This is a genomic window from Pseudomonas fluorescens, from assembly GCF_001307155.1.
In the GTDB taxonomy this organism is placed as follows: Bacteria; Pseudomonadota; Gammaproteobacteria; order Pseudomonadales; family Pseudomonadaceae; genus Aquipseudomonas; species Aquipseudomonas helvetica.
In genome coordinates this window covers 3,920,479-3,946,030 of the sequence record NZ_CP012830.1, presented here as the reverse complement: position 1 = coordinate 3,946,030, position 25,552 = coordinate 3,920,479, and the positions used below count along the sequence as shown (strand labels likewise).

The following is a 25,552-nucleotide window of genomic DNA, read 5'->3' as shown; positions in this document are numbered from 1 at the left end:
CCTGTCCAGTTTCAGTAGCGCACGACGGCCCCCTGGAAGGGTTTACCCCGGCATGCATCTAAAGTCGCCAGTCTGCGCGACTTGCTGACCGTGGGAGTCCTCCAGACGTGCACTGACTTCCTGCCCCAGGCTCGACTCCACCAGTGTGTAGTGTTCGCCCGCCTTGAATTGGTTGTAGCGGACCTCGCCTTGGCAGTCCTGCTGGTTCGAGTCACCACTCGGGATCTCGAACAGCGTCACGGCCAGATCATGAGCACCTGGGGTCACTTCGAAAAAGCGTCCGTCATCGATACGTTTGCCATCCACCCGTTCTGCCAGCATGTCATTGGGCGCCTCATCCCGAAGCCCGATCCAGGCCATGCCCGGATCAGGTTTTGGCATCGGACCGGCACAGGCGGACAACAGACAGGCCACGCTCAGGCCAGGAATCAGCAGCAGTTGTTTAAGTGTCATCGAATGACTCTCTCTCATGTAAAAAACACAGACCCCGGCATGCCTGAAGGTCAATCAGCAATCGTTGGAAAGCCGGCCTACAAACACTTGAAGCGGTCGCTTTGCGCGACTTGCTTGCCGTGGGAATCGACCAGGCGGGCGCTGGCGGACTGCCCCTCGCTCGACGTATTTATCTGGTAATGCTCACCTGCCTGAAAGCCGCTGTATTGAAGATGCCCCATGCAAGTGGGCTCAACCGAGTTGCCATCTGCCCCGGTCAGCAGCGTCATCTGCAGACGATGAGCGCCAGGCTTGACCTCGAAATAGCGACCATCGTCGACTCGCCGGCCATCGACTCGATCCGCCAGCAAACTGCTGCTCGAGGCTTGTTGCAGAGCAATCCAGGCATCGCTCGGATCGGACTTGGGGACCGGCCCCGCACAGGCAGACAACAGGCAGGCCAGGCCAAGACCTGGAATCAGTAACAGGGGTTTGAATGTCATTGAAAAAAACCTCGCAAATGACAGCCGATGTCGTCGTCAGGGTTGAAAGCAGCCCATCGGCTTGAGCATCAGAGTGACGAGACAGGCAGGTGCAGACAAATGAATCCAGGTGAAAGGATTTTCAGGAAATCGGTAAAAATTTCTTCATCCCGATGAAGGCAAATTGTTAGTTTGCAACCGCAAGACTGCCGAGGATTGCAACTCAACTCCTCGGAGGTTTACGGCATGCTCGGGCTGGTAAAGACTGCACTGCTAAAGCCCTACACGTTTATCGTGCTGGCAATTTTCATCTGCATCATCGGGCCCATGGCGGCGCTGCGCACACCGACCGATGTCTTCCCTGACATCGGCATTCCGGTGATTGCAGTGGTCTGGCAATACAACGGACTGGCCCCGCAGGATATGGCCGGACGGGTGATCTATACCTATGAGCGCTCCCTGAGCACCACGGTCAACGACATCGAACATATCGAGTCGCAATCGCTGCCGGGCATGGGCATCGTCAAGATTTTCTTCCAGCCAGGCGTCGATATTCGTACCGCCAATGCCCAGGTTACGGCGGTGTCACAGACAGTCTTGAAACAGATGCCCCCGGGGATTACCCCGCCACTGGTCCTGAACTACAGCGCCTCCACGGTGCCAATCCTGCAGATGGCGTTCTCCAGCCCGACCCTGTCGGAAGCGAAAATTCGCGACCTGGTGCAGAACAGTATCCGCCTGCCACTGACTTCGGTCCCGGGCTTGGCGATCCCCACCCCGATGGGCGGCAAACAGCGCCAGATCACCCTCGACCTCGACCCTCAGGCGTTGGCCGCCAAGGGGCTCTCGGCCCAGGACGTGGGTAACGCGTTGGCGGCTCAAAACCAGATAATCCCGGTGGGCACCGCCAAGCTCGGCCCCAACGAATACACAGTGCTGCTGAACAACAGCCCGCAAGCCATCGACGAACTCAACGACCTGCCGATCAAGACGGTCGACGGCGCGCTGATCACCATCGGCCAGGTGGCCCACGTGCGTGACGGCTCACCGCCACAGACCAATATCGTGCGAGTCGACGGCCGACGCGCCGTGCTGATGCCAGCCTTGAAGAACGGCAACATCTCCACCCTGTCGATCATCGACGGCATTCGCCAGATGCTGCCGCGCATCAATGAAACCCTGCCGCCATCGCTCAAGACCTCGTTGCTGGGCGACGCTTCAGTGTTCGTCAAACAGTCGGTGGGCAGCGTAGCCCGGGAAGGCATCATCGCCGCCTTGCTGACCAGCGCGATGATTCTGCTGTTTCTCGGCAGCTGGCGTTCGACCCTGATCATCGCTGCCTCGATTCCGCTGGCGGTACTGTCGGCCATCGCCCTGCTGGCCGCCAGTGGCCAGACCCTGAACGTCATGACCCTTGGAGGGCTGGCGTTGGCGGTGGGGATTCTGGTGGACGATGCCACGGTGACCATCGAGAACATCAACTGGCATCTGGAACAAGGCAAGGCGGTGAAGACCGCGATCCTCGACGGTGCGAAACAGATTGTCGGTCCGGCCTTCGTGTCGCTGCTGTGTATCTGCATCGTGTTCGTGCCGATGTTCCTGCTGCAGGGCATCGCCGGATACCTGTTCCGGCCGATGGCCCTCGCGGTGATCTTCGCCATGGCCAGTTCGTTCATCCTCTCGCGAACGCTGGTGCCGACCCTGGCGATGTTCCTGCTCAAACCCCACGTGCCCGAGCAAGGTCCGGGGCATCACCCGGAAGATGAATTCATCAATCATCATGAGGGCGAACATCACCACACGCCTCGGCATCCGTTGCTGCAAGCGCTGCTGAATTTCCAGCAGGGGTTCGAACAGCGATTTTCCAACCTGCGGGACACCTACTACGGACTGCTGGAACTGGCTCTGGAATACCGCAAGCGATTCCTGCTGGGGTTTCTGGCCTGTGTCCTGGCTTCCTTTGCGCTGCTACCGAGCCTGGGCCAGGACTTTTTCCCGGCCACCGACGCCGGTGCACTGTCCTTGCATGTGCGCTTGCCGCTGGGCACGCGGATCGAGGAAAGCGCTGCGGCCTTCGACCGGATCGAAGCACGCATTCGCGAGATCATTCCGGCCGAGCAACTGGACACGATCGTCGACAATATCGGTATCCCGCTGAGCGGCATCGACATGGCCTACAGCAACAGCGGCACCATCGGTCCCCAGGACGGTGACATTCAAGTAACCCTCAAAACGGAACACAGCCCCACCGCCGACTACGTGAAGCGGCTGCGCGAGGCCTTGCCCGAAAGCTTCCCCGGCAGCCATTTCGCTTTTCTGCCGGCGGATATCAGCAGCCAGATCCTCAACTTCGGCGCACCGGCGCCGCTGGACGTGAAAATCTCCGGCCCCAATAGCGATGCCAACCGGGCCTATGCGGTGGAACTGGAGCGACGCCTGCAACATGTGGCCGGTATTGCCGACCTGCGAATCCAGCAGTCCACCGGTTATCCGTCACTGCAAGTCAAGGTCGACCGACTGCGGGCCAATGGCCTGGGCATCACCGAACGTGACGTGACCAACAGCATGGTCGCCTCGCTGGCCGGCAGCTCCCAGGTTGCGCCGACCTTCTGGCTAAACCCGGCCAACGGCGTGTCGTATGGAGTGGTCGCGGCCACCCCGCAATATCGCCTGGACAGCCTGCCATCGCTGGAAGCCTTGCCGGTCACCGGCAGTGACGGTCGCTCGCAGATCCTCGGCGGCCTGGCGAGCATTTCCCGGGTGCAGAGCGAGGCGGTCGTCAGCCACTACAACGTCATGCCGACCCTGGATCTGTACGCCAACGTGCAGGGCCGTGACCTCGGCGGTGTGGCCAAGGACATCCAGAAAGTTTTGGATGACACCGCCTCCTTGCGACCCAAGGGTTCGGTGATCAGCCTGCACGGGCAGATCGACGCGCTGCATGAAGCCTTCAGTGGGCTGAGCTTCGGCTTGCTGGGTGCGGTGGTGCTGATTTATCTGCTGATCGTGGTCAACTTTCAGTCCTGGGTCGATCCGTTCGTGATCATCACCGCCCTGCCCGCGGCGCTCGCCGGGATTGTCTGGATGCTCTTTCTCAGTGGCACCTCGTTATCGGTGCCGGCACTGACCGGGGCAATCCTTTGCATGGGGGTGGCTACCGCTAACTCGATTCTGGTCGTCAGCTTCTGTCGCGAACGCCTGGCGGAACACGGCGATGCCCTCAAGGCGGCGCTGGAAGGCGGCTACACGCGCTTTCGCCCGGTGTGCATGACGGCCCTGGCGATGATCATCGGCATGCTGCCGCTAGCCCTGTCCGAAGAACAGAACGCGCCACTGGGCCGCGCCGTCATCGGCGGCCTGATCCTCGCGACCACTGCCACTCTACTGTTCGTTCCGGTGGTGTTCAGCCTGGTCCACGGACGTCAATCTCGCGCTAATGCTGAAGAAAACCTTGCTGGAGAAAGCTCTCATGTCGCCTGATCAAAAACCTTCGCGCAAACGCCTGATGCTGGCGGGTATCGGAGGCCTGACTCTGGCCGCGCTGCTGGTCACCAACGGCCTGGCTGCCCGCACCCGCCATGAAAAAGCCGTTGCCGCCTGGACCGAAACTGCGGCCATGCCCTTGGTCAGCGTGTTCCAGCCGCAACAGAACGTGCATGGCGACAGCCTGCGTCTGCCGGCGCATCTGGAAGCCTGGAGCAAGGCACCGATTCATGCCCGGGTCAGCGGCTACCTCAAGGACTGGAAAACCGACATTGGCACTCCGGTCAAAGCCGGGCAGATCCTCGGCGAAATCGACAGCCCGGACCTTGATCAACAAGTCGCACAGACCCATGCGCGGCTGATCCAGGAGCAAGCCAACGCACGCCTTGCCGAAACCACCGCGACCCGCTGGCAAAACCTGCTGGCGACGCATTCGGTGTCGCGTCAGGAAGCCGACGAAAAACGCTCCAACGCCGCAGCGGCCAAGGCCAACGCCCAGGCGGCCGCCGCCGATTACGCCCGGCTCTCGGCGCTGGAAGACTACAAAACCATTCGCGCTCCGTTCGCCGGGACCATCACCGCTCGCAACACTGACATCGGCCAGTTGATCAAGGCTGACAGCGACAGCGATCCGGAGCTGTTCGACATCGCCGACACCCATCAGCTGCGCCTCTATGTGCCGGTGCCGCAGAACTACGCCAGCGTGATCCGTCCCGGCATGCAAGCCGAATTGATTGTGCCGGAACACCCCGGCCAGCACTTCAGCGCCAGGCTGATCGGTGACTCCACCGCCGTCGACCGCCGCTCCGGGACCTTGCTTGCACAGTTTGTCGCCGACAATCCGGACGGGGCGTTGCTGCCCGGCGATTATGCCGAAGCCACTCTGCAGATTCCGGCCGACACCCATGGCGTGAGCATTCCCGCCAGCTCGCTGATCTTCCGCGCCCAGGGCACTCAAGTGGCAGTACTCGACCCGGATAACCATGTGCACCTGCGCGAGATTCATATCGGCCTGGACCTGGGCGAGCGCCTGGTCATCGATCAGGGCTTGAAGCCTGCCGACCGCGTCGTCGACAACCCGCCGGATGCGTTGCGCGAAGGTGATTCCGTACAACTGGCCGACGCTGGGGGTTCTCATGCGCCCAAGGCTTAAGCCTCTCGCCGCAGTGCTGGCCATGGCGCTGGCCCTGCAGGGCTGTTCACTGGCGCCGACCTATAAGGCGCCGCCGATCGACTTGCCCGCGCAATACCGCGAACAGACCAGCGACGGTCCCTGGCACATGGCCAAACCCGCCGAACAGCTGTCTTCGCAATGGTGGCAGTTGTACCAGGACCCGCGTCTGGACAACCTGCAACAGCAACTGCTCAAGGCCAACCCGGACCTGGCGGCAGCCCTCGCGCACTTTGATGCGGCGCAGGCTTATGCCGGCCAACTGCATGCCGGGCTGTTCCCACAGGTCACCGCCAGTGCGCAGCCGCTGCGCCAGCGCCAGTCGGACAACCGACCATTACGCGGGGCCAGCCAACCGTCGGTGTACAACAGCGATACCGCAGGCTTTGCACTGAGCTTCGATCTCGACCTGTGGGGGCGGATTCGCAACCAGGTGGCCGCAGGCGATGCCCAGGCCCAAGCCTCTGCCGACGACCTCGCCGCCGCTCGTTTGAGCCTGCAACGTCAACTGGCAACGCTGTATGTCCAGCTCAATGGCCTCGATGCCCAAGGCAAGATCCTCGCCAGTTCTCTCGATGATTACGGCCAGGCATTGCAACTGACCCGTGACCGCTATCAGGGAGAAATCGCCTCGGAACTCGATCTGACCCGAGCCCAGAGCCAACTGGCCGAGGCCAAGGCGCAGCTGGACGATGTCCGCGCGCAACGCAATCTGACCGAACATGCGATCGGTGAGCTGGTTGGCCAACCGGCCAGTGATTTCCATCTGGACGCAAACAGCCAGGCCTTGAATCTGCCATCGATACCCGGCGCGCTTCCGAGCACCTTGTTGCAACGGCGCCCGGATGTCGCAGCAGCCGAGCGAAGAGTCTTTGCCGCCAACGCCAGCATTGGTGTCGCCCGAGCGGCCTGGTACCCGGACTTCAGCCTGACGGGGCTGCTCGGAGGGCAAACCGCCGGCAGCGGCAATCTGCTGGCTGCCGGCAACCGCTATTGGGCGCTTGGGCCGTTGGTCAATCTGCCGATTTTCGACGGCGGTCGCCTGGATGCCAACGAGCGTCAGGCCAAGGCCGAATTTGAAGAAGCGGCCGCCCATTACCGCAGTCAGGTGTTGCGAGCGGTACGCGAAGTCGAAGACAACCTCGCGCAAATGCGTGACCTGCAGCGTGAGGCAGAGGATGAGCAGGCAGCCGTACATGCCGCGCAAACGACTCAGACGTTGGCCATGAACAGCTATGAAGCCGGAGCCGTGAACTATCTGGACGTAGTGACCGCACAAACCTCTGCCCTGCAGGCTCAACGACGTTTGCAGGATCTGCAGACCCGGCAGTTGCAGGCGAGCGTTGGATTGGTCGTGGCGTTGGGTGGCGGTTGGAGCAACGGCAGCTGACCGACAGTCGAGATTGACGCTGTATGCACCGGCCCTATCGCGAACAAACTCGCGAGAGCCATTGCCCACGCACCGCCAATCTCGAAACTGACCGTTCCCACCCAATCCCCGTATAATTGCGGTTTTTCTCGAAGGGCACCCCGCTCGTGGCAAACAAACGGTACAGCTGCATCGGTTTGTATAACCCCAAATCACCGGAGAACGTCGGTTCGGTGATGCGCGCCGCCGGCTGTTACGGCGTGGCGTCGGTGTTCTACACCGGCAAGCGTTATGAACGCGCCCGTGACTTTGTCACCGACACCAAGAAAATCCACCACGACATTCCGCTGATCGGCATCGACGACCTGAAGAAAATCCTCCCGCTGGGCTGCGTCCCGGTGGCGGTCGAGCTGGTCGATGGCGCCCGTTCGTTGCCCGAGTACACCCACCCGGACCGTGCGCTGTACATCTTCGGGCCGGAAGACGGTTCACTCGATAAAGAGATTCGCGAGTGGTGCGAAGACGTGGTCTACATCCCGACCACCGGCTGCATGAACCTGGCGGCCACCGTCAACGTGGTGCTTTACGACCGTATGGCCAAGGGCAATAACACCCGTTCCGGTCCAAAATTTCGCTGATACGCTGGGCGCGGTATGGAACAAGGCGGCCGACCGCACAGTCAGCTGTATAGCCATTGCCCCTGAGGAGACAGATCATGAGCGACATCAAACGCGTAGAACCCACGCCGTTCCAGACGCCGCCAACGCAAAACGTCCAGGGCTGGGAACGCATCGCGAGCACGGCCGGCGGCGTGGTGATGGTCGGCAAAGGCCTGCGCCGTGGTGGCGTGTTCGGGTTGATCGAGGTGGCGCTCGGCGGTGTAGCCCTGGCCCGCGGTATCACCGGTCACAGTTCGGCAAAAAGTTTCTTCGAAAAAAGTCGTCAGGACATGGCCAACGTCCGGTCGAAAATCGAACGGGCCGGTGCAGAGCTCAAAACCCTTAAAGCCAATGCTGATATGGCAACCCATACCGCGACGGTGACGGGCAATGATTCGCTGAAGTCGCCCAAGGCCGGGGTTTGAGAAACACTGCAAAACCCTGTGGCGAGGGAGCTTGCTCCCGCCGGCCGGTCCGCGCTCGGGCGTAGCAGTCGTAAATTCGACTTACACGGTTTATCTGTAAACCGCGTTTACCGCATTCAGGACCGCTTCGCGCTCCAGCGGGAGCAAGCTCCCTCGCCACAATTGCGCTTGACTCAAGTTATCTGAGCAACTCGGTGTCCAGCACTTTCGACGGCTCACCGATAATGCTCTCGGCCAACACCACAAACTCTTTGGTACTCACCCGCCCGAGGTCCATGGCGCCGCGCAACATGTCGTCCAACGAACGCTTGTTACGGGTTTTCAGGCGAATTTCGCGGTCCAGTTCCTGCAACAGCAACACCGCTTTGGCGAGCTGTGCCGTGCTGAGCTGATCGCCGCGCAGGGTGCTGACATGATGGCTGGCCTTGGTCATTTTATCTTCCAGCACCTGATAACGATCATCGCTCATGCCGCCGGCACGGCGCAGCAGTTCAATCGCGTAGTACTCGGCAAAGCCTTCATTGATCCAGTCACTGCGATCACTGTCCTTGATTCGCCCCAATACCTGGGCCAACTCACGGAGCAACGGGCTGCTGCCGCTTTCGCTGACCAACGGCAAATGACTGTGCAGATAAATCGATTCGTGCCCGGCCAGGCTGCCGCGCCACATCGGGTCCGCGGCCCCCACAATCAGCAGCTTGCCGGGATGACGCGGATACAGCGCCTGCACTTGCGGCCAGACGAAGGTCAGCAGCGTCAACACGTCCATCCGGTGCATGCCCTGCCCTTGCGGCGAGGCGACCGTGACTTCGGTTTCGCCCAGGCGTGTGCGACGACTGCCCAGGTTGCCGGCGAGCATCCAGCCCGTAGGCCGGTCGAGCCGTCGAGCAACGTTGTCGATGCGAAAGCGGTTCTTGCCGACCCGCGGCCAGGAAGTCTCGACGCTTTTCCAGCCTTCCGGCAATTCGAACTCGAGACGCGATACCAGCTCGACACCGTCCTGCTGATCCAGGCGCGCCGCCGGGACCAGGTCGTCGCCACGCATCAACGCCCAATTCGGCGTCATGCGGGTATCGAAACTGGAATTCTTGAAGGTGTGACTGATGCGTACCCGGTAGGTCAGGCTGGCCTTGTCAGCGCCCGGATGCCAGACGCCACGCGCTGCGTTGCCCGGCATGAGTTGCCACTGACCATCGGCCTTGAAGTCGCTGTACTGGCTGCCATCGCCCAGATCAAAATCCAGGCTGTGCACCGCCGAGCCACGTGCCAGGGTCAAGCGCACTTCAGCCTGATCGCTTTGCGGCAATAATCGTACGTGGTAATCGAGATCGACTTTTTTTGCCGCCCATACCGGTGAACTCAGCACCAGCAACGACAAAACCATCGGCAGCTTCAACCCAACAGCCATACACACTCCTTCGTGACTTACTCGTACTACGACAGGTGCTTAACCCGCCCGAAAAATCAGATGATCTTCCCAATCATCCTCAGCCACGCTGCCTTCGGCGAGCATACGCCCGGACTGGGAAATGCGCTCGTGGTGCACGGCATCCCGATCGCCGCAAACCAGGTGATGCCAAAGCGGCAAGTCCTTGCCCTCGCTGACCAAACGGTAACCGCAGGTCGGCGGCAGCCACTTGAACTGATCGGCCTTGCCCGGCGTGAGCTGGATACAGTCCGGTACCGAGTCGCGACGGTTCGCGTAGTCGGTGCACTGGCAGGTTTTCAGGTCCAGCAGTTTGCAGGCGATGCGCGTGTAGTAGACGCTGTTGTCTTCTTCGTCCTCAAGCTTTTGCAGGCAGCACAGGCCACACCCGTCGCACAACGACTCCCACTCCTCTTGATCGAGTTGTTCGAGGGTTTTGCGTATCCAGAAAGGTTCGACTTTGGCGGCCATGGCTCAAGCATCAACATCAGGTGGTGAAAAGGCCGCCAGTCTAGTGCCCCCGCCCCTGCGGGCCAAGTGCTGGCGACTGCCGGTAGAACAGAACTTGTCAGTTATGCCGCCACGAAGTAGCTTTGCCAGTCGCAACGACCCATGCCAAGGTGCCATAAACGCTCTACCGCGTTGCATTCAGGGCAATTGCCCCGGGTCTGAAAAACCTCACTGCCCAGCTCCACTGCGCGCGTCGGTTTTTACTCAACTTTTCCTTCATAAATGTAGTCAGGAAACTCGTCCATGAGCGCTAATCCCCGCGTTGCCGAATATGCCATTCACCCACAGTTCACTGATCGCTGGTCGCCGCGCGCCTTCACCGGTGAAAGTATCCCTGAAGAGACCCTGCTGAGCTTTTTCGAAGCGGCTCGCTGGGCACCGTCGGCCTACAACTCGCAGCCATGGCGTTTTCTCTACGCGCGCCGCGATACGCCGAACTGGGAGCGTTACCTGGGTCTGCTGAACGAGTTCAACCGCAGCTGGGCGCAACACGCCTCGGCCCTGGTGATCGTGATCTCGAAAACCACCTTCACCGCGCCAGGCGCCACCGAAGAAACCGCAGCCCTGTGGCACACCTTCGACACCGGCTCCGCCTGGGGCCATTTGGCCCTGCAAGCCTCTATCAGCGGCTGGCACACCCACGGCATGGCCGGTTTCGATCAGGAACTGACCCGCAAGGAGCTGAATATTCCTGAAGGCTACGCGCTGCACGCGGCAGTCGCGATTGGCAAGCTGGGTGACAAGGCGACGCTCGCCGATTACCTGCAGGCCCGGGAAGTCCCAAGCCCGCGTCGCCCGCTGAGCGAGCTGGCGGCTGAGGGTGATTTCACCCTGTAAGCCACACTGAAAAACCTGTGGCGAGGGAGCTTGCTCCCGCGGGTCGGTCCGCGCTCGGGCGAAGCAACCCCAAGACTGGCAACCGCGCTTTATCTGATAGAACGCATCCGCTGGTTTACGACCGCTACGCGGCCGAGCGGGAGCAAGCTCCCTCGCCACAACAAGCTCACTCCCACAGTTGTTCGGAGTTGATCAGTAGCCCCGTGTGAAATCCACTTCGCCGCGCAACGCTTCGCCCGCCTGAAACGCCCGCAGATTCTCGACAAACAGCTGCACCATCATTGGCGGTGAGGTAGGTGCCGAGCTGTGGCCGGTCAGCAGCAAGCCCCAGGCGGTCCAGAATGGATGGCGCTGCGGCAACGGTTCCTGACGGCAGACGTCGATCACCGCCCCCGCCAGATGCCCTTCCTTCAAGGCCTCTACCAGGTCCGCATCGACCACCGCCACGCCACGCCCGACGTTGATGAACAACCCGGTCGACTTGAACTGCTTGAACAACGCGGCGTTGTACAGATCGTGAGTGTTCGGTGTATTCGGCAGCAAATTGATCACGTAATCGACTTCACCGACCAGGCGCCCCAGATCCTCCAGCCTCGCGACTTCAATGAACGGCGCCTGCTCGCGCGGCGTACTGGCGATCCCGTACAGCTTGACGCCAAAAGGCACCAGGAACTGCGCCACGCTCTGACCGATGTCGCCAGTACCGACGATCAGCACCTTGCGCCCCGCCAGGCTCTGGCCCAGACGGTTATCCCACTTGCGCTCGACCTGGCTGACCAGTCGCGCCAGCACTTCGCGCTCATGGCCAAGCATGTAGGTCAGCACATATTCAGCCATCATTTGACCGAAAATCCCGACCGCACGGGTCAGCCGATAGTGGCGTGGCAAGCCGTCGGCGAGCAACGGTGTAATACCGGCCCAGGTCGATTGCAGCCACTGAGGCTCATGACCTTGACGCAACAGCGTCGCCAACAGGTCCGGCTGGCCGAGCCATACCGGGCAGTCGGCGGCCATGCTGGCCAGTTCAGCGGAGTCGCCGCTGGTCAGTACCTGCAGTTCAGGCGCGGCCTGTCGCAACAGTTGGGCATATACAGCGTGGTCGTGTTCGGCAATCAGAACGCGCATGGTTCGAACCTTCAAAAACAGTGCACAAGGCCGCCGAAGGAGTGTTTCTCCCTCGCTCGCGGCCCTTGCCAAAATTATCAATTCCATTGTTTCCAGAGGCTCTGGACAGAGCCTCTACAGATATCCGTCAAACCGGATCATTACGTCGTAGCAGCTCTTCCGGCAAGTGTTCGATGTACTCGTCTTCAGCCGGCGGCATTTGCAGGTGATAGCCCTGCTTGTCGAGGTTTTCCAGGACCACCGTGATGTCTTCGCGCGAGAGCTTGCGCTCGGGGGTCAACACCAGGTCGAAGGCGTGATGCGGTTTACCGAACGCCAGCAGCAGGTTTTCCGGGACGCGCTCCAGTGCATCGCTTTTGAGCACATAGAGGTACATCTCGTTTTTTTTCAGGCTTCGGTAGATAGAGCAAATACGTTTCAAGGCTGTTCTCCGGCGGTGGCCAGGCAGTCGAGCAGGGCCTGGCCCATCAATTCGCGGCGCCAGCCACGCAGCGAATCAGGCAATTGGTAAGGGCCCTCGGGGAAGCCGCTCTTGAGCAAGGCTTCGAGGGTTTTCTTGCGCAGCATCAGTTCCGGGGCAATGTTCAAGCGTTCAGCTTCGGCCTGACCGAGCGCCCGCAGCCGCTTGACCAGTGCCGCGGCTTCCACCGGCAAGGGCTCCGGCACCGCTGGCGGCCACTGGTCCGGCGGGACACTGCCGGCCTGCTTGATCAAGCCCAGCAGGAACTCACCGTCCTGACGCACGGTGCGCGGGTGCATGTCTTCGATTTTCGCCAATGCCCCGAGATTGTCCGGCTGGGTGCGTGCCAGCGGCCACAACGAATGCTCGCGCACGATGCGGTTGCGCGGCAGATCGCGGGCACGGGCCTCGTGCTCGCGCCAGGCGCAGAGTTCACGCAGCACGGCGAGTTGCGCGCGGGAAAGTTTCCAGGCCAGCTTGGCTTCGCGATACACCTCGTAAGGGTCGACTTCGCGGCGCAGGTTGGCCACCAGTTCGGCGCCATCTTCCAGGACCCAGGCGTACTTTTCGTCCGACAGCTTCGGCCGCAGATGCACGAAAACCTCTGCCAGATGCACGGCATCTTCGGCGGCGTAGCTGATCTGGGTTTCCGAGAGCGGACGTTGCAGCCAGTCAGAACGGGTCTCACCTTTGGGCAGGTCGATGCCGAGCACCTCCGACACCAGACGCGAGTAGCCCATGGAGAAACCCAGGTTCAGGTAGGCAGCCGCCAGTTGCGTGTCGAACAATGGCGCCGGCAGGCTGCCGGTCAAGCGCAACAGGACTTCGAGGTCTTCGCTGCAAGCGTGCAGCACTTTGACCACTGCCGGGTTTTCCAGCAATTGGGCCAGCGGTTGCCAGTTGTCGATCGTCAACGGATCAATCAGGAAAGCCCGCTCGCCATCGCCAATCTGCAACAGGCCGGCGATCGGATAAAAGGTGTCGACCCGCATGAATTCGGTGTCGAGGGCGACGAACGGCAACTGCTGCCATTGGGCGCAAAACTGACCGAGGCTATCGTTGTCGCGAATCCAGTGAATATCGATGGCCACACGGCTCTCCCTTGAAGAATGGCGCGCAGTATATATCGGCCCCGGCGATTTCCGCGCACTGACTGAGCAAGCGCTTGAGCAAAACTCCCGCGGCTCGAGAAGAATAGGACAACTAGTCGGCTTTATGCAGCACGTAGACTCGCGGCAGGTCGCTGCCAGGCAGGGTGTCCAGGTACTTGAGCGTCTTGAAGCCCGCTTGCCGAAACTCTGCCTCAAGTTCGGCCTTGGTCGCCAGTTGATGCGCTTGTGCATCCTCGCCGAACCGCGCACGCAGCTTGAAATACCCGTCTCGCTGTACCGACACGATCAGCGCGTCGCGACTGACCCGGTGAAACTCACGCAGCATCGCCAGGCGATCTTCACTGTTTTCGATGTGCTGGAACAACGGCATGCAAAAAATGCAATCCACGGAATTTTCCGGCAAACCGATGGTGAATGCCGAGCTCTGAAAGGTTTTGACCCGTTTGAGCAGCTCGGCCGGATGATGAGTCTGGGCATGGTCGAGCATTTCCTGGGACGGGTCGGTGGCGAGAATCACCCGGTTGGTATGCTCGGCCAGCACCGGCCAGTTGCCCCCTGCCCCGCAGGCCACATCGAGAATCAGCCCCGGTTCGCCGGCCACCTTGAGTGCGCGCCGCACCAGTCGCTTGCCACGCCACTGCAAAAACCGCTGCACCAGCCCACGGGGATGCCGCTGGAGGCAGACTCGAGCGTGCTCCTGATCGTAGCGTCGAGCACATTCGTGCTCGACTGAGGAAGGGGGTTGCGCAGACATAACTGGCGACTCTTGATAAAGGAAACGACTTACTGGCGACAGGTTATCAAGTTGCGCGTGAAAAAAAGGTTTAATGACGATGCCGGGGCTAGCCTGCAGCTTTTGCTGCGCCGCACGCTGGTTTCACCCTTGCACCAGCGCACCCGGCCAACAAATACTGACGTCGACCTCCCCTCCTCCTCTGGCAACACTCAAGGACGACCCGATGAAAGCTCGTTTACTGCTCTGCTCCTTGCTCACGTTCAGCGTCCAGGCAATTGCCCAGAATGCACCTTCGCACCTGGACCAGGTGATTGAACGAGGTCATCTGAAGGTCTGTACCACCGGCGATTACAAGCCTTACACCTATCTGCGCGCAGAGGGCGGATACGAAGGGATCGATATCGCCATGGCCCAATCCCTGGCGAAAAGCCTGAACGTTGATGTGCAATGGGTCCCCACCACCTGGAAGAACCTGATGACGGATTTTCTGGCTGACCGTTGCGATATCGGTATGGGTGGTATTTCGGTTTCACTGGAGCGACAGAAAAAGGCGGCTTTCAGTGACACGCTGGGCGTCGACGGAAAAATCCCGCTGGTGCGTTGCGAAGATAAACAACGCTATCAAACCGTCGAACAACTCAACCAGTCGTCCGTGCGGCTGATCGAACCGGCAGGCGGCACCAACGAAGTGTTTGCCCGCACTCACCTGCCCAATGCCACGCTGACCCTGTTCCCGGACAACGTGACGATTTTCGAGCAATTACTGGAAAACAAGGCCGACGTGATGATCACCGACGCTTCCGAAGCACGCTACCAGCAGAAGCTCAAACCCGGTTTGTGCGCGGTCAACCCCGAGCAGTACTTGCAGTACAGCGAGAAAGCCTACTTGCTGCCTCGCGATGACGTGGCCTGGAAGGCCTATGTGGATCAGTGGCTACACCTGAGTAAAGCCACGGGCGCCTATGATGCGGTGCTCGCCCAGTGGCTGGCGACCGCCCCCGGTCACTGAACACTGACCAGCACCCGGAATGCCTCACTCGCCGCGCTGCGATAAGCGCCCTTACGACTGAGCAACGCCACCGTGCGTTGTGGCAACGCTGGTTGCAGCGCCAGCGGACGCAACCCCGGCAACGCATGGGTAATGGCTTCGGGGAGAATGGTCGCCAGGTGCCCGCGACGAACAATCTCGACAATCGCGCTGATGGAGTTGGCTTCGATGACGATGCGTGGCGCGATGCCTTGCTGTCGGCAATACAGGTCGATGTGCTGACGGGTTGCAAAGTCGCCGCTGAGCAACACCAGCGACTGCTGGCCCAGCGCCTGCGCGTCGAGTGCTTGTTGCCGGACAAACCTCGGATGCGCCTCACTGACGACCAGGCTCAAGGTTTCGGCAAACAGCGTCTGGCTGTCGATGTCCGCCAGGTGACTGCCGGTGAATGCGATGCCGAGGTCCAGTCGGTCTTCGGCCAGCGCGGCCTCGATCTGGTCCTGGGTCATCTCCTCGACGCTCAGGGTGAGGCCCGGGTACAGGCTGTTGAAACGCGCCAGCAACGGGCCGATCAGGTAAGCGGTGAAGGTCGGCGTCATGGCCAGCCGCAACGAGCCGCGTGTCAGGTCCTGCACATCGTGCATCGCCCGTTTGGCCGCCTCCAGGTCTTGCAAGGCCAACCGCGCATAACGCACATACGCCTCGCCGGCATCAGTCAAACGCACCGTACGCCCGGAGCGATCGAACAACGGCGCACCGAGGACATCCTCAAGTTGCTTGATCTGCTGCGACAGCGTTGGCTGCGAGACATGCAATGCCTCCGCCGCCCGAGTGAAGTTGCGATGCTCGGCGACGGCGAGCAAGTAACGGATATGGCGTAACAGCATGCCGGCTCAACTATAGACATGGATTATGGATGGCATCATAAGCTGGTCCGCGTCGCTATGGCTGGAAACAGTATCCGTGCGCCTTCCCTTGCGACTTTTTCCGGTAAGCCGAGCAGTATTTAATTTTTAAATACTGCACATGACTTTCTGATTTGCCGACGCCCGCCGCGCACCGCCTAATCCATACCTTGTCCTTCAAGGTATGGTTATGGAAAACGTTCGCGCCACCTCCCGCCCCGCTGTCTGGCTGATGATCGCCGTGATCCTCGTCGCCCTGAACCTGCGTCCGTCGATGGCCGCCGTCGGTCCGCTGTTGTCGGCCATTCGCGGCGATATTGCGTTGAGTTTCAGCCTGGCGTCGCTGCTGACCATGTTGCCGGTGATGGCCATGGGCTTGGCGATGTTCTTCGGCATGAGCGTCAGCCGGCGCCTGGGAGAACATCGAACAGTGGTGCTGTCGCTGCTGATCATTGGCTTGGCCACTGTCTCCCGACTGTTCCTCGATTCGGCCGCCGAACTGATCCTCAGCGCAGTCCTCGCCGGCATCGGCATTGCGCTGATCCAGGCCTTGATGCCGGCGCTGATCAAATCCCGCTTCAGCGACAACGTCTCGTTGTTCATGGGGCTTTACGTCACCTCGATCATGGGCGGCGCGGCCATCGCGGCATCGTTCGCGCCCTTGGTGATGACGCGTACCGGCAGCTGGCGTGTGGGCTTGGCGATCTGGGCGCTGTTGGCATTGCTCGCCCTGTTGCTCTGGTATGGCCAACGTCACGCCGTCCCGGCGACGCCTGCCGCCGTGCAACGCAAAGAAGCGTTTTTCAGCAATTCGCGCGCCTGGCTGCTGGCGATTTTCTTCGGTTTGGGCACTGCGTCCTACACCTGCGTGCTGGCCTGGCTGGCCCCGTACTACGTCGAGAAAGGCTGGAGCGAGCAGAGCGCCGGCCTGCTGCTAGGCTTTTTGACGGCCATGGAGGTGATCTCTGGCTTGCTGACGCCGGCTATCGCCAACCGCAGCCGCGATAAACGACTGGTTCTGATGGTGCTGCTGGGATTGATCATGGCCGGCTTCTGCGGGCTGATCCTCAGCCCGCAACACCTGAGCCTGCTCTGGCCGTGTTTGCTGGGCCTGGGTATTGGCGGCTTGTTTCCCATGAGCCTGATTGTCTCGCTGGATCACCTGGACAATCCGCAGCGCGCCGGTGGGCTCACGGCATTCGTGCAAGGAATCGGCTATTTGATCGCCGGCTTGTCGCCACTGATCGCCGGGATGATTCGCGATCAACTGGGCAGTTTCGAATGGGCCTGGTGGTCACTGACGGCAGTGATGCTGTTGATGGTTCTGATGGTGTTGCGCTTTGACCCACGGCATTACGCCAAACACATTGATTGATCAGGGGCACACCAATGAAACAGATCAGTTTCGCCTCCGCCAACGCGGGCATGTTGCTTTGGGCTGCGTTGGTTGCCGCCTCGTTTTTCGCCGCTGCCGAGGTCAGCCAATCCATCGACCCGATCCTGCTGACCGGCCTGCGGCTGCTGTTTTCGGCTTTGGCATTTCTGCCGATGCTGCTGCTCAACGGCGGCACCGCGATCACCGCCAAAGGCCTTGTCAGTCATGCCTGGCTCGGGCTGTTGCTGGCCGTGTATTTCGGCTCGTTGTTTGAAGCGCTGCGCTACACCTCGGCGGTCAACACCGGAACCCTGTTTACCCTGGTGCCGTTGATGACGCTGTGCTTCGAGGCCTTCCTGATACCTGGCAACCGGTCGAAAAGCCGTCTGCTGCCGATGCTGATTGCGGCGGCCGGTGCGCTGCTGCTGATCCTCAAGGGCACAGGCCCCGGCGAAGTCCCTTCGCTCTACGCGGTGTCGGTGTTCGGGATTGGCTGTCTGGCGATGGCCCTCTATTCACCGTTGAGTCAGCGCTTCAAGGCCCACAATCTCAAGGGTCGTGGGCCCGTGGTGATGACGTTCTGGAACATGCTCTTCGGCTCGCTGTTCCTGTTCGCGTTCAGCCTGGCCAATGGCGGCTGGCGATCCGGCGCCCTGTTGTCCGCCCACGACCTGTTCTGGCTGGTCTACCTGGCGCTGTTCGCAACCCTGGCAACCTTCTGGTTGCTGCACCGGGCGATCGGGGTGATTGCACCGTCCACGGTCATTTCCTACGTCTACCTCAGCACGTTGTTCATCACCTTGTTCCATTGGTTCTGGCTGGCGCAGCAACCGCTGATGCTGGAAGTCGTGGGTGCCTTGCTGGTGGCCATCGGGATGCTCGCGCTGGTGATGTCCAGTCGTCGCGCACTTCCGGTAACTGCGTAAACACAGCGGCTGAAGGCTGAAGGTGCTCACCCGCCTTCGGCCCGGATTGCGACAGACGTCGCATTTGCTACAACTTCTGTCCCACACTTGTCCGTGAATAATCCTACGAACCATTCTCCTAGGACGATCGTTCCGCTAGCATCACTCGCACACGTTTGCGCACAACTTGCGCAACGAGCGGAGTGAGATAGTACGGATGCTGAACAGTAACTTGCTTAGAAAGCTCGACATGCAGGACCTCATGGTGTTCATCGCCGTGTATGAGCAAAGCAGCGTCACCGGTGTGTCTGAAGCGCTGTTTGTCAGCCAGTCCACGGTGAGTTACTGCCTGAAGAAACTGCGCACCAGTTTCGAGGATGAGTTGTTCATCAATACCCGCACCGGTATGCGTCCGACCTACAAGGCCGGCACCATGTACACACACGTGCAGAAGATTCTCGAAAGCATCAATCTGTGCCATGCCGGGGTTCAGGCGTTCGACCCGACGCAGCAAGCCGTGACCTTCAATATCTGTGCGCCGGAATACTTCGAGCAACTGATCCTGCCGCGGCTATTGAAGAACTTCGATTTCGCCGACCTGCCGGTGATCGTCAATGTGCACAAACTCGAAACCGACATACCCGCCGAAGAGCTGCGCGATGGCAGCCTCGACCTGGTGATCGGCTTCGGCCCGAACTTTCATCGCAGCCACACTGACTTCAGATCCCAGGTGTTGCTTGAGGACGATCTGGTGTGCGTTTTCGATAAACGGGCGACGCCGCTGGAGCCTCGCATCAGCCTCAAAGCCTACGTCGAGCGCCGACACGTGTTCCCCACGCCGTGGACGTCCACCACCAACATGGTCGACGGCTGGCTCGCCCAACAGGCGCACAAACGCCAGATCGTTGCACGCGCCAACAGCTACAGCGCTGCACTGAAGCTGATCACCGGGACCGACTTCATTCTGACCATGCCCCGGCGCATCCAGCACCTGCTGGCCAAAGACTCGGTCTTCAGCCATTGCGAGGCGCCGAACGGCGTACCAGGGTTCACCCTTGAGATGCAGTGGAGTCAAACCCACGAGCTGGACAGCGCCAACACCTGGCTTCGCGAGCAAGTGGTCAAGGCCTGCACAGAACAGGGTTTTATCTGAGGATCGGCGCGCAGGGTATCAGTGACTGATGGCAGTCTTGGCGTAGGAATCGCGATCGATATCCAGAATCTCGACGCATAGCTGCACATCAACACTGGCAGGCCATTCGCAGAGATCCTGCACCACCGCCAACAGGCTTTCGGACAATTGCTTCTTGATCGCGGGCGAGCGCCCGCTCAGCAAGGCCAGCTTCACATGCACAAAACCACGCTCGCCCAGCCCGGTACCGACCCGGAATGCGTCGACCTGCACCGCACGGCTCTTGATATCGAACTCTGCGGAAAACTGCCCGGACGCCACTAATGCGTTGTTCAAGCGCAACAATGCCACATCGGCATTGAGGTTCGGCAGGTTGGCGGTGTACTCCATGTGCAGGTGAGGCATTGCGATGCTCCTTGAGGATTGAACGAAGGGCCGTAGATATACCATAGAGCGCCCCAGCCCTTCCCCGCGAAAACACCTGCGCGTCAATGCTCCTGCGCCGGTAGCGATTCACGCAGTACTCGCGTTTCCCACGCGGCTACCAGAATCATCACCGCGGTGGTCAGCCCTCCCAGAACCAACGCCGAAAACAGCTGATTCAGCGCCACAGGCAATAGCGCGAGCAGCAGCGCCAGGCCCGCCAGATGAGACAGCGGCGGCAAAATCCGATCGGCCATGACCCACTTGAACAACGCACACCCCAGCAAGAACAGCCAGGGCCCGGCGACAATCACGAGGATCCCGGCATCGCTCGCCTGTTCCGGATGCACCAGCACCAGCTCATCGGCCACCGCGCTGACGATGATTCCGGCAACGATCAACACATGCAGATAGGTGTAGGCAATCCGCGCCTGCCGCCCAGGGTCGCTGGAATGGGCGATCCGGTGGTGAGCGCGCTCGGCGCCGCTGTCGAAATACACCCACCACATGGCCACGCTACCCAGCACGGCAATCAAAAAACCCGCCAGCGCCTGCCAGTTCAGCACCAGATCGGCGAACGTTGCGCCAGTCACCAGCAACGACTCGCCCAGGGCAATGATCACGAACAGACCACAGCGCTCGGCCATGTGATTGCCCTCGACGTTCCAGTCGGCCAGCGTTGAACGGCCGAGCCCCGGCACCCAGAAGTACAACGACGGCGAGATCAGTTCGATCAGTAATGCCAGCGCCCAACAGGCCAGGCGCTGATCGCCTTCAAGCAGTGCGCCGCTGATCCAGAACACCCCGGACAGCACCATCCACGCCAGAATTCGCTGGAAGTTACGGGTCATATTCAACGGCTCGCCACGCACCGCCCAGATCGCGAACAGCGTGCGGCCGACCTGCATGAAGACAAAGGCTGCGGCGAACATCACTCCGTGCTCAGTAAAAGCCTTGGGAATCGACGACGACAGCAGCAGGCCGGCGACCATCAAACCGAACAGGCCGAGGCGGATCGGCAACTTTTCGGGGTCCAGCCAGTTGGTCACCCAAGAGGTGAAGATCCACACCCACCACACCGCCACCATCATCAAGGCGACCTGCACCGCGCCACCTAGCGTCAGGTGCGCGAGCAAGGTGTGAGAAAGCTGGGTGACGGCGAACACGAACACCAGATCGAAAAACAGCTCGATCATGCCAACCTTGCCACTGTCTTGACTGCCGCGCCCACGCAACAGAGAACGGGAACTGCTCATGGGATGGATCTCCGGTCAGTCATCGGGAAAACACTGGCAGCAAAACAACACTATGTCGGGCAAGCAAGCCGCCGCCGGTTACCGTCCGAGCAATTTGTCGCTCTGTATCCCGGACACACCGCGCTCGCTCATGAAGGCTTCGAGCCGTGCACGCAGCCAACGTTCGGCGGGGTCGCTATCGACGTGGCTCAGCCAGACCATGGACAGGTCCAGGGTCGGCGTCTTGAACGGGAACGGTTCCATGAACAACTGACCCGAGGCGGCCATCGCCGCTGCCGCGTAGTCTGGCAGGCTGGCAATCAGGTCGGTCCCCGCGAGCAGGGCCGGCAAGGCACTGTATTGCGGCACCGAGAGCACCACCTGGCGTTTGCGACCGATTTCGGCCAGCCACTCATCGGCATAACCGCTGACATTGGCCGTATGCGAAACCAGTACATGCGGCCGCGCACAGTACTCGTCGAGGGTCAGCGGCGTATCGCAGGCATCGGCGCGCAGTATGCAGGGCTGAATGTGCCGCAACAGTTTGCGCTTGGCATTGGCCGGCAGGCCGCGGGTCTGGCTGATGCCGACCGTGATATCACCGGACGCGAGCAAGTCCGGAATCCGCCAGTAATCGACATGCTGAACCACGAACACCACTTGCGGCGCTTCCTGGCGCAATGCGCGCAACAGCGGTGGCAGCAAACCGAACTCGACGTCATCGGACAAACCGATGCGAAAGGTCATGGTGCTGCTGGCAGGTTCGAAGTGGTGGGTCAGGCTCAACGCCGAGGACAACGCATCCAGCGCCGGCGAGAGGTGTTGAATCAGCTCCTCGGCCCGCGCCGTCGGCTCCATGCGGTGGCCAACCCGGATAAACAGCGGATCGTTGAACATCGCCCGCAAACGGTTGAGTGCCGAACTGATGGTCGGTTGCCCGAGAAACAGCTTCTCTGCCACTCGCGTCACGTTGCGTTCGAGCATCAGCGTCTCGAATACCACCATCAAATTGATGTCGGCCTTACGCAATTCATTGCGGTTCATCAGCTGCCCTCAGTCCCCAAGACTGGGAGCAGTGTAGAAAAGCTTGAGTGCTGGCGTCTACGCACTCGTGCCACTGAACAACAGCGTCGACCGAGCGCAGTATGGAGCCGGCAGGCCGGTTCAATGCACGGTCAACGCTTGTAACCCGATTGCCAACTTACGCGAATCCTCGCCCATGCCGAGTTCGCCGGGACTGATTGCATTGGCAAAGTGAAACTGGATCCGCAACACACCCTGCTGCGCAATGAGCTTTTTCACTTCGGTTGGCAGTGCGATTTCAATCCTGTTCGCTTCTGGCTTGATCAGGCTGGTATCGAGGAGCCGAACTTCATTGACGCGGACTTCCAACGACTGACGTACGTGTGTAGGGGCCAGTAAGGCATTGGTTTCGAGCAGCAGCGAATGCACGTCAGTCGTCGGTCGCAGAATGATTTCCGCATCGGTTCCTTCTGACCAAGTCCCCCACGGTTCGTTGGCAGACCAGCCTTTTGCCAGATAGGCTGTCGCCGGGCTCCCTTCCGTGAACAGCATCCTTTCGCCCTGCTTGAGCAATGGAATCAAATCCAGCGGATTGACGGCATTGACTGCGGGACAATCGGCACATTGTTTCCAGCCAGGAGCCAGTACGTTCAAGCCATCGACTCTGGCCAGAACATCGGTGCTGCTGTCGAGGGAGACTGCCGCTTGGAGCAGTGCCCTCTCGTCCAGTACATACAGGGAATCGGCGTCATACTTCATGGAGGCGAGAGTCAGGTCCGCCTTGCGTTGTGCCGCCTCTACGGCCACGGCACTCACTCTACCCAGATAGACCGCATCCGTCGCCATACGGTAAGTGCCCGCGTAATCTGCCAGCGTCAACCACTTGACCGAAAAGTTTTGCGGACGAACCCAGCGCACCTTCTGATAGTGCGATGCAGCACTCGGCCAAAACGAGTCGACCAGCGGGGTCTTCCATTTCGATGCTGGCGAAACCATCAGGAGTTTCCGCGCCCCCATCCAGCCCGCCCGGGTATCCGCCACCTGGATCACCAGAGCAATGGCTAACAGCACCAACGCCGTTCGCTGCGTGTGCCCTCGGACAACCACGTAGATGATGCCGAAGATCGCCACATACATGACTGGCCAGATCATCCGCCCCGAAGCCCGAAAAATACCTGCCGCGGAAAGGAAGAACTCGGGTAATGGATAGTCGAACTCAAATGCGCCAATGCCGACTTTATTGGAGACGGCGAACAGTGCGAGCCCCAAAAGAGCAATCAGTAATACCGGCCGCCTACGCACTGCAACGATAACGTTGCTGTTGCCCTGCAGCGACACCAGAAAAGCGCAAATGGCCAGAAAAATGCCTCCCAGCCCCAGGAACGCTAAACCTTCGCCATCGCCCAAAACGCCTGGCATATCGTTCAGTACGTAGGACCAGTTGCTGGCATCGAAGAACGTCAGCACGTTCGCGCGAAACAACCCAAAACCGAGTGAGCCTACGCCACTGCCTCCGACACTGAAATAGCCGGCCTGCCAGCAGCACAAACTGACCAGAAGAAACAAGATGACCAGCTCGATAAACGCCTTGGGCAGCATCAGGTGACGTCGTAAGGTTTTAGCCAGCAGATCGGCAATCCAGATCAGCGCGACCATTGCCAATAGATAAGCATGCACCAGTGCCGTTGCCGCCAACAGAGCGCCCCAGGCCAGACGGCGCTTGTCGTTTTGAGGACGCAAGGCCAGGTACAAGGCGGCAAGAATCAGAAAATGGCCCGCCAGAGACAGATGCACACCCAATCGCGCAATCATTGCGGGGGTGAAGAGAAATAGCCCCGTCCCCAGTAAGCGTAATGTCACATTGGTGGTGACCAGCCCCATCAGCTTCCAGGCAAACCAGCTTTGGAGAATGAAACATGTCAGGAACCAGAGACCGAAATACTGGAAAGGCTCGGGGAGCAGCGCAGCAAAGGGTTTGAATATCAACGCAAACAGCGGATTTGAATCCGAGAATATGATGGCGTTACCCAGCTCCAGCCCATAGGACGGATTGAGACCCAATGGAAACGACCAAGGTGAGTACCTGAAAAAAACCCAACCAAGGTAATGGGTTGCCGGGTCCCCATTATCCAGCCAGGCAATGTTCATCGGGTTCAATGCCCGAGGACCGACCACGATAAAAAACGCCAATATCCCCATGAGAACAGGCAACATCGAGATCGTCAGGTGTTTTCCGGAAACCTTCATCGATACGTCCAAAAGTTATGCAGCACAAACGTAAAGGCCGGAATGGTCAGCGCCACTGCCCCTATCCCCAGCAAGTAATGAAGCCCGGCCATTTGTGCGGCCCAGGCCACCAGCATCGCCAGTAGTAAACCGGCCCCGGAAACCATCATGAAGCGCCCCAGCGTCCGGCCATGCAATCGGCTGGAAAAACTCCAGCTCGTGTTGATCACATAAGAAACCAGGGTCGCCACAGAAAACGCTACACCGTTGGCCACGGGTGGCAGCGCCAGCACGTAGTTGATGAGCAACACGGCCACCACCGCATGCAGGGCCGTTACGAATAACCCGGTCACGGCAAAACGCAGGCCACGCTTGATCAGGGCTGATTTTTCGGCTGAGGTCACGGTTTCTGCGCCAGCACGAACACCGTCAGACCCGCCAGGCGGTTCGCGCCCATGAACGGACGTTCGATACTGCACAAGGTCTTGAGCAGCGTATTGACCAATGGATGGTGCTGCTTGAGTTGCGAGCGTGGCGACGAAGGTTGTGCGCCTTGGGACAGCAACCGCAGGGTCGCTGCAATCGGGAACACCGCGCCGAAATAGTAAGTGCCCTGCTTCACTGTCAAACCGGCTTCCCTGGCCACCCTCTCCAGTTGCGGCAAGGTATAGCGACGTTTGTGTTCAAGAAAGTCATCGTGCCCGCTCCAGAGAAACTGGAATGCCGGCACGGTCATCAGGAAACGACTGCCGGACGAGACTTTATCGACGTACGCCTTGAGCAACCCGACATCGTCATCGACATGTTCCAGCACATCCATCAGCAGCACCAGATCGGCATCAACCGAGTCGATCGAACGGCGATAGTGCACCGGTTTCCCGGCAGTCGTGGCGTCCGAATCCGCTTCGTAGCTGATGTCCACGCACCAGGCCTCGGTGGCTGCCGTATGGGTCAGCAGATGATGGGAAAAGAACCCCGAACCCGCACCTACGTCAAGAATCCTGTCGACCCGCGCATTGCCCAGCAAACGAGTCGTCGCCGCCGCTTTTGAGCGGTAGTACCAATGCTGCTCGATGCTTGAACCGAGGATGTCGGTTTCCTTGAGATCCATGG

The 25,552-nt window shown here is 60.2% G+C and carries 25 protein-coding genes; 10 read left to right on the top strand and 15 right to left on the bottom strand.

Translation table 11 applies throughout. The annotated features are described in order from the left end of the window. Positions 1-42: 42 nt before the first annotated feature. Entirely contained in the window at positions 43-453 is a 411-nt protein-coding gene (locus AO353_RS17915; protein WP_054596156.1) for a hypothetical protein, read from the bottom strand. Between the two features lie 77 nt (positions 454-530). Further along, complete coding sequence (locus AO353_RS17910) at positions 531-935, bottom strand: hypothetical protein (RefSeq protein WP_054596155.1); 405 nt, start codon at positions 933-935, stop codon at positions 531-533. Between the two features lie 225 nt (positions 936-1,160). On the opposite strand from AO353_RS17910, the gene AO353_RS17905 reads away from it, so the two are divergent. The 5 genes from AO353_RS17905 (at position 1,161) to AO353_RS17885 (ending at position 8,021) form a co-directional block, all read left to right on the top strand. After that, positions 1,161-4,394 carry an efflux RND transporter permease subunit gene (locus tag AO353_RS17905; protein WP_054596154.1) on the top strand — a complete coding sequence of 1,078 codons (3,234 nt, stop codon included), beginning with the start codon at positions 1,161-1,163 and terminating at the stop codon, positions 4,392-4,394. Next, positions 4,384-5,550 carry an efflux RND transporter periplasmic adaptor subunit gene (locus AO353_RS17900; RefSeq protein WP_054596153.1) on the top strand — a complete coding sequence of 389 codons (1,167 nt, stop codon included), beginning with the start codon at positions 4,384-4,386 and terminating at the stop codon, positions 5,548-5,550. Before AO353_RS17905 ends, AO353_RS17900 begins: the two co-directional genes overlap by 11 nt. After that, entirely contained in the window at positions 5,534-6,958 is a 1,425-nt protein-coding gene (locus AO353_RS17895) for an efflux transporter outer membrane subunit (protein ID WP_054596152.1), read from the top strand. The genes AO353_RS17900 and AO353_RS17895 overlap by 17 nt, the downstream gene beginning before the upstream one ends. Before the next feature lie 146 nt (positions 6,959-7,104). After that, positions 7,105-7,575: an RNA methyltransferase gene (locus tag AO353_RS17890; RefSeq protein ID WP_019692493.1), complete on the top strand. Its 471-nt coding sequence runs from the start codon at positions 7,105-7,107 to the stop codon at positions 7,573-7,575. A 77-nt stretch (positions 7,576-7,652) separates the two neighbouring features. Next, on the top strand, positions 7,653-8,021 hold the full coding sequence (locus AO353_RS17885; protein WP_054596151.1) for a YgaP family membrane protein: 369 nt from the start codon (positions 7,653-7,655) through the stop codon (positions 8,019-8,021). Positions 8,022-8,199: 178 nt separating this feature from the next. Here AO353_RS17885 and AO353_RS17880 read toward each other — a convergent pair whose 3' ends face one another. Together AO353_RS17880 and AO353_RS17875 are read right to left on the bottom strand one after the other, a co-directional pair. Beyond that, the gene (locus AO353_RS17880) at positions 8,200-9,429 is read right to left on the bottom strand and encodes a hypothetical protein (RefSeq protein WP_054596150.1); all 1,230 of its coding nucleotides are present in this window, start codon (positions 9,427-9,429) and stop codon (positions 8,200-8,202) included. Between the two features lie 39 nt (positions 9,430-9,468). Then, a complete protein-coding gene (locus AO353_RS17875; protein WP_054596149.1) occupies positions 9,469-9,918 on the bottom strand; it encodes a YcgN family cysteine cluster protein in 450 nt (149 codons plus the stop codon). Positions 9,919-10,200: 282 nt separating this feature from the next. On the opposite strand from AO353_RS17875, the gene AO353_RS17870 reads away from it, so the two are divergent. Beyond that, positions 10,201-10,794: a nitroreductase family protein gene (locus AO353_RS17870; protein WP_019692497.1), complete on the top strand. Its 594-nt coding sequence runs from the start codon at positions 10,201-10,203 to the stop codon at positions 10,792-10,794. A gap of 192 nt (positions 10,795-10,986) precedes the next feature. Here AO353_RS17870 and AO353_RS17865 read toward each other — a convergent pair whose 3' ends face one another. From AO353_RS17865 to AO353_RS17850, 4 genes are all read right to left on the bottom strand, one after another. After that, on the bottom strand, positions 10,987-11,919 hold the full coding sequence (locus tag AO353_RS17865; protein ID WP_054596148.1) for a D-2-hydroxyacid dehydrogenase: 933 nt from the start codon (positions 11,917-11,919) through the stop codon (positions 10,987-10,989). 127 nt (positions 11,920-12,046) lie between these two features. Continuing rightward, complete coding sequence (locus AO353_RS17860; RefSeq protein WP_019692499.1) at positions 12,047-12,340, bottom strand: YcgL domain-containing protein; 294 nt, start codon at positions 12,338-12,340, stop codon at positions 12,047-12,049. Then, entirely contained in the window at positions 12,337-13,470 is a 1,134-nt protein-coding gene (gene rnd / locus AO353_RS17855) for a ribonuclease D (protein ID WP_054596147.1), read from the bottom strand. The genes AO353_RS17860 and rnd overlap by 4 nt, the downstream gene beginning before the upstream one ends. A gap of 112 nt (positions 13,471-13,582) precedes the next feature. After that, the gene (locus AO353_RS17850; RefSeq protein ID WP_054596146.1) at positions 13,583-14,245 is read right to left on the bottom strand and encodes a class I SAM-dependent methyltransferase; all 663 of its coding nucleotides are present in this window, start codon (positions 14,243-14,245) and stop codon (positions 13,583-13,585) included. 205 nt (positions 14,246-14,450) lie between these two features. Between AO353_RS17850 and AO353_RS17845 the strand changes: the two genes are divergently transcribed. Next, entirely contained in the window at positions 14,451-15,236 is a 786-nt protein-coding gene (locus AO353_RS17845; RefSeq protein WP_054596145.1) for a transporter substrate-binding domain-containing protein, read from the top strand. On the opposite strand, the gene cynR is transcribed toward AO353_RS17845, so the two are convergent. After that, entirely contained in the window at positions 15,230-16,102 is an 873-nt protein-coding gene (cynR, locus tag AO353_RS17840; RefSeq protein WP_054596144.1) for a transcriptional regulator CynR, read from the bottom strand. The two genes, AO353_RS17845 and cynR, sit on opposite strands and share 7 nt — an antisense overlap. Positions 16,103-16,310: 208 nt before the next feature. Here cynR and AO353_RS17835 point away from each other — a divergent pair, with 208 nt between their 5' ends. The 3 genes from AO353_RS17835 to AO353_RS17825 all read left to right on the top strand — a co-directional run bounded on the left by AO353_RS17835 (position 16,311) and on the right by AO353_RS17825 (position 19,553). Then, positions 16,311-17,495, top strand: a complete 1,185-nt coding sequence (locus AO353_RS17835) for a cyanate transporter (RefSeq protein WP_054596143.1) — start codon at positions 16,311-16,313, stop codon at positions 17,493-17,495. A 14-nt stretch (positions 17,496-17,509) separates the two neighbouring features. Then, positions 17,510-18,421, top strand: coding sequence for a DMT family transporter (locus tag AO353_RS17830; protein WP_054596142.1), 912 nt, complete (start codon positions 17,510-17,512; stop codon positions 18,419-18,421). Between the two features lie 196 nt (positions 18,422-18,617). Continuing rightward, positions 18,618-19,553: a LysR family transcriptional regulator gene (locus AO353_RS17825; RefSeq protein ID WP_054596141.1), complete on the top strand. Its 936-nt coding sequence runs from the start codon at positions 18,618-18,620 to the stop codon at positions 19,551-19,553. Positions 19,554-19,571: 18 nt separating this feature from the next. Here AO353_RS17825 and AO353_RS17820 read toward each other — a convergent pair whose 3' ends face one another. The 6 genes from AO353_RS17820 to AO353_RS17795 all read right to left on the bottom strand — a co-directional run bounded on the left by AO353_RS17820 (position 19,572) and on the right by AO353_RS17795 (position 25,550). Then, on the bottom strand, positions 19,572-19,937 hold the full coding sequence (locus AO353_RS17820; RefSeq protein WP_054596140.1) for a 5-carboxymethyl-2-hydroxymuconate Delta-isomerase: 366 nt from the start codon (positions 19,935-19,937) through the stop codon (positions 19,572-19,574). An 83-nt stretch (positions 19,938-20,020) separates the two neighbouring features. Continuing rightward, on the bottom strand, positions 20,021-21,211 hold the full coding sequence (locus AO353_RS17815) for a low temperature requirement protein A (RefSeq protein ID WP_054596139.1): 1,191 nt from the start codon (positions 21,209-21,211) through the stop codon (positions 20,021-20,023). Between the two features lie 78 nt (positions 21,212-21,289). Beyond that, positions 21,290-22,234, bottom strand: a complete 945-nt coding sequence (locus tag AO353_RS17810; RefSeq protein WP_054596138.1) for a LysR substrate-binding domain-containing protein — start codon at positions 22,232-22,234, stop codon at positions 21,290-21,292. Positions 22,235-22,354: 120 nt separating this feature from the next. Further along, positions 22,355-24,460, bottom strand: coding sequence for a DUF6311 domain-containing protein (locus AO353_RS17805; protein WP_054596137.1), 2,106 nt, complete (start codon positions 24,458-24,460; stop codon positions 22,355-22,357). Continuing rightward, the gene (locus AO353_RS17800) at positions 24,457-24,843 is read right to left on the bottom strand and encodes a GtrA family protein (RefSeq protein WP_054596136.1); all 387 of its coding nucleotides are present in this window, start codon (positions 24,841-24,843) and stop codon (positions 24,457-24,459) included. The genes AO353_RS17805 and AO353_RS17800 overlap by 4 nt, the downstream gene beginning before the upstream one ends. Then, complete coding sequence (locus AO353_RS17795) at positions 24,840-25,550, bottom strand: class I SAM-dependent methyltransferase (protein ID WP_054596135.1); 711 nt, start codon at positions 25,548-25,550, stop codon at positions 24,840-24,842. Before AO353_RS17795 ends, AO353_RS17800 begins: the two co-directional genes overlap by 4 nt. Positions 25,551-25,552 lie beyond the last annotated feature (2 nt).